The organism is Marinobacter sp. (genome assembly GCF_035268745.1).
Lineage (GTDB): Bacteria > Pseudomonadota > Gammaproteobacteria > Pseudomonadales > Oleiphilaceae > Marinobacter.
This window is the reverse complement of record NZ_DATFKH010000063.1, coordinates 1-4,630: the sequence shown is the minus strand read 5'-3', so window position 1 is coordinate 4,630 and position 4,630 is coordinate 1. Positions and strand designations below refer to the sequence as shown.

At 55.9% G+C, this 4,630-nt stretch carries 4 protein-coding genes; 2 read left to right on the top strand and 2 right to left on the bottom strand.

The window, feature by feature from the left end; all coding sequences use genetic code 11:
* A partial coding sequence (locus tag VJ956_RS05950) for a sensor domain-containing diguanylate cyclase (RefSeq protein WP_324082769.1) occupies positions 1-871 on the top strand: 871 nt, incomplete at its 5' end.
* A 30-nt stretch (positions 872-901) separates the two neighbouring features.
* Here the strand turns inward: VJ956_RS05950 and VJ956_RS05945 are convergent.
* Complete coding sequence (locus VJ956_RS05945) at positions 902-3,055, bottom strand: M1 family metallopeptidase (RefSeq protein WP_324082767.1); 2,154 nt, start codon at positions 3,053-3,055, stop codon at positions 902-904.
* A 24-nt stretch (positions 3,056-3,079) separates the two neighbouring features.
* Positions 3,080-3,748: an SOS response-associated peptidase gene (locus VJ956_RS05940; protein ID WP_324082764.1), complete on the bottom strand. Its 669-nt coding sequence runs from the start codon at positions 3,746-3,748 to the stop codon at positions 3,080-3,082.
* A gap of 475 nt (positions 3,749-4,223) precedes the next feature.
* Between VJ956_RS05940 and VJ956_RS05935 the strand changes: the two genes are divergently transcribed.
* Positions 4,224-4,630, top strand: a 407-nt coding sequence (locus tag VJ956_RS05935; protein ID WP_324082762.1) for an Arm DNA-binding domain-containing protein, incomplete at its 3' end; no start/stop codon positions are given.

Here is a 4,630-nt window from a genome sequence, read left to right as displayed (position 1 = left end):
GACACTGGAGTTGACCAACGTGCGCCTGGCCAGAACCCAGGATGTCGGAGGGCTCGGGTGGTGGGAATCAGATCAGCGTCAGAAGCGGATGATATGGTCAGCAATGATTCCGCAGATCCTTGGTGTGAGCGAGACCATTGCCCCATCGTTCAAGGTCATTGCAGATCTTTGTGTGTCTGCAGACAAAGACGCTCTGAATGCTTTCCGGTCGGCGATCATACGATCTCCTGACAAACGTATAACTTATCGCATTCGCAGACCTGACGGAGATCTGCGCTGGATCGAGGAAATCGTCAGTCAGGAGCCGGATCAACGGCTGCTTGGAGTCGTGCGCGACGTTACCAAGCAAAAACGGCTGGAGCAGAGGTTAAAAGTGGAGTCTGTAACTGACCCACTGACCGGGATGCTCAACCGCAGACAGTTCAACCGGGTTTTGAAAGCCCGCTATGCCAAATTCAAGCGCTACGGTTCCAATTGTTTTCTGGTAATGTACGATTTCGATCATTTCAAAAGTATTAATGATCGCCATGGCCACGCTATGGGTGATGAGGTTCTAAAAAAGGCGGCAGTGCTTGTTAGTAGCCAGCTAAGGCCTTACGACCACGCTTACAGACTTGGCGGTGAAGAGTTCGCAATTATACTGACGGGACTGGAGGCCAGGGACGCCTGTGCCTTTGCAGAACGAATTCGGGAATCGATTGAAACCGCGAGTTTCGAGCTGGACGATAAAACCATTCGGGCCACCGTCAGTCTTGGTATTTCACGGTTCCGCCAGTCCGACAGGACCTTTGACGCAGTAATGCTCCGGGCCGATGAGGCGCTCTACAGCAGCAAGGCCCGCTCCAGGAACACCATCACTCTTGCTGAATAAAACAGCCGCCGCTGCAATAAAGCCGGCACCTCAGTGCAGGCCAGGCAACCGGGCAAGTGGCCTGCGCCGGGGAAGCACAAGCGTTGACCCTGGCCTGGAACCAGGGAGTTCAGCAGTCAATGGCGACGAAATAACAGGCCACTGCCCCTTCAGCATATTGTCCGGTGCATCACCGGTAAAGCCGAGGTAGCTGTACTTGCCGTAATGCGGAAGCTTGCGGGCCAGCCCGGGGAGAGCCCTGGTGTTGTCAGTGGCCAACCACCCCAGGGCATGTGCGGAATCACCCGGGTGCCGTGCTACCACTACAATCGTATGTCCGGGCTGACCAAGCGACCTGCCGGCAACCTTTACACCATCGGCTGTCACTGAATAGTCGTAGGCATCCAGGGCCTGATTCATCAGCCCTCGGAAACGGTTATTCCAGCCCAGCAGCCATACGGTTCTGTCGTCGGGTAAGGTTTCGAGTTGATCATCACCAATCAACTCGACATCGCTGTCCCGGCTACCCTGCCAGGATTTCCCCAACTGTCGGTACGCGGCGTCGAGTCCGGGCTCCGATACCGCAGCAGGCAGAACCACCAGAACCTTTTTAGCGCCCATTGCCTGGCTGACAGCCGGCGGTATTTCCTGGCGGTGGAGCCGTCGAAACAGATCAAACGCCGGATCGACCGACAGCCGCAAAGGCCGCGCTGGTACCTCAATCGAAAATTGGTATTGCCGCTCGGTCAGCTTCAGTTCGCGCCAGACAGCCTGGTCATGGCCTTCCAGCTGCAGTGCTATGGGAACGTCGAGGACGTAGGCTTTGTCAGTCTGGGTTTGCTGAATCAGGCCACTGACCCGGTAGCCGGACTCGATCCTGTCAACCGAGACATCGCCGAGTTGTATATCCGGGCCGCCGGAACGGGTCGTCCACTGGCTGAAAAAGCTCTCAAGCGGCTGGCCGGCCACCCGGGAAAAGCTGCTGGCAATATCCGTCCAGCCAGCACTCCTGAACCGGTAGTTTTCATACAGGAGACGAAGCCCCCGGGCGAATTGCTCATCACCGAGCATTCGACGCAACATATGGAACACCATCATGGTTTTGCCGTAGCCGACCGCCTCGGTCGCCGAATTATGACGGCCCCGAAAACCGGTCAGCGGAAAATCATTATTGCCATCCACATAGTCCGCATATTTTTGCAGCGCAGAGCGCCGGTGATCGGCCCCTTCACCCCGGTTTTCTTTCAGCAGATGGTCGGCAAGATAGCTGGTCAGGCCTTCAGACCAGTTACCGGTGGCGTAATCGACGTAAACCCCGTTACCCCACCAGTTGTGCACAATTTCGTGTGGGTAGGAAGTGTAGGGAATAAACGGCAGGCGAATGACACGTGGACCCAGCAGCGTGAATGATGGCATGCCGTATCCGGTTTCCCAGAAATTCTCCACCAGTGCGAATTTGCGGTAAGGGTAGTCACCAATAAGCTCCTGGTACATTTGCAGGTAACTTGCGGTGACCTTGAGGTACTGGTCGGCAAGCGCCTGGTCGGGCTGGCGCAGGAAGACCAGAGTGTCGACCGCGCCAGCGCTGCTGCGGTATTCGGTAAAAGGGGCAGCGATAAGGTAAATCTGATCCTGAGGGTGCTGCTCGCTCCAGCGCTCAGGCATGTTTCCATCCCGGTCTGACCTGCCCCCCTGGCTGACGGAGCGCCATTCCCCGGGCAGGCTGACATTCAGATCAAAACTGATTAACCGGTCGAGCTGAAAAACCGGGTACCAATAGCTGGCTCCGGCAAGGAAAATGCCATCAGAGTCGATCAGACCGGGTGAAACACGGAAGCTTCGCGCGTAGTTGTCCGCCAGGTTTTTTATCGGATGATATATCGCCCCGGAATACGAGAGCTCTATTTCTCGCCGGGCCTTATCGAGCTCAAGCCGGTAGGTTCGTGTCGGTACGCCAGAGCTGCCACTTTCAGCGGCTTCGATACGCTCGAGTACTCCGTGCCCGCCCGTTATCACGGGTTCAAGGTCAGCGTGCAGTCTGAATACCAGGGTGCCGGGCGTGGCGGCTGGCAGCTTCAGCCCGACGCGTGCCTCCAGCTGGTGATCCCCAGGCCGGATATCCACGTCGATGGTGTAGTGAATCGTCTCCCCGATGGCGCGCGGCACAAAGAACAGAACACATAAAAACCAGATCAGACTTCGCACAAGGCTCTCCCCGGGTCGCGTGTTTCAGGAATCTGCAGCGAGCACTTCGGCCTCGCCAACAGGCTCTAATCGATGGGTGTTCCGGACCGGCTGGCACACCAGCGGTGCCGGGATATGCGTCTTCAGCAGGGACTGAAACGCCTCTACCTGGTGAAAGCCCGGGTCCAGCCACAGATCAAAGTCCTGGGGACGCAACATCAAGGGAATGCTTTTTGGGTGAATGTGACTGAACCTCGGATGCGGCGGGAGCGTGATAACGGTGAACGAATTTACCTGCTCATCGCCGAAATGCCAAGATTGCCACAATCCGGCCAATGCCGTGGCCTCATTCTCCGGGTGGATGTTGTAGACCTGTTTTCCCCGCCACTCATGGAACGCACTGACCGGCACAATGCAGCGCTTCGAGGGATAGACCTTCTTCCAGAGCGGACTGCTGGTCAGGCGGTCACTGCGGGCATTAAAAGTATGAAACTTCGGATTGGGCCGGTAATCATGGCCCTCAGGGCGGGGTTCGATCAACAACGACCAGATGCCAGGCAGCAGGTAGCGGTCGTCCGCCGCTTCGATCACAAATTCTCCGGTACCACCCGGGGGCACGTTCCGCTGGGGCGTGGGAGTGGTGCCCGGAAGTCCGAGTGACTTCATCAGGGCATGGATCTCCCGTGAGTCCGTGACGTTGTACCGGCCGCACATATTCACTCTCCCCTGCTCTTTGACCCCATTTCCTCGGCTTAAGAGTAAACCCAAGAGGTTCCGATTTCGAGGCTCAATAGACCCGGGGTAAGATCGGGGTAACGCGGCCCGGCAAAAGGTCCGCTTTGTGGTGTGGATTCAACTGATCACAACAGAAGCTGGAGCTAGAAAAAGAACGGAGTCAGTCTCTCCCCCCAGGCCTATTACAAGGGAGGTGGCGCTACCGCCGGGCAATCAATACGAACGGTTAAAAGCTTCTGACCGGATGCAGCAGTGATACCTGAAATAAATTGAACAGTTGAAAGACTCGACTAAAAAAGTATAAACCACTGAATTAAATGGTGCCCGGGGCCGGACTTGAACCGGCACGACCTAACGGTCAACGGATTTTAAGTCCATTCTTTTGACTTTGAACAAAAATGGTTAACCACTAAGAGCTTTTAATTTTCAGCGTGTTAGACCAGAATAATCCCTAGTGTCTTTGAACGATTTTGAACTGAACCGATGCACCAGTGATGCACCGGCGATGCACCAGGGGATCAGCATGGCTAAGAACGTAGAGAAAGTATCCTTCAGCATGACCGCCATTGATGGCTTGAAACCGACCGAGGGCAAGCGCCGGTTAGTGTGGGATTCTGGCGTGAATGGTCTGGGCTTGCGAATCATGCCCACTGGTGTGAAAACCTTTTTCTTCCAGATGCGATTCAATGGCGAAGTCGTGCGCGTGACGATTGGCCGCTATACCGGCACCGCCGCCAGCGTTCAGAAGGCCCGCAAGTTAGCCGCTCAATACCTGAACGATATAAACAACGGCATAGACCCCCGCCCCGAAAAGAAAACGGCAGAGGCCGCCACGTTCGGAGATCTGCTGACCGGCTATAT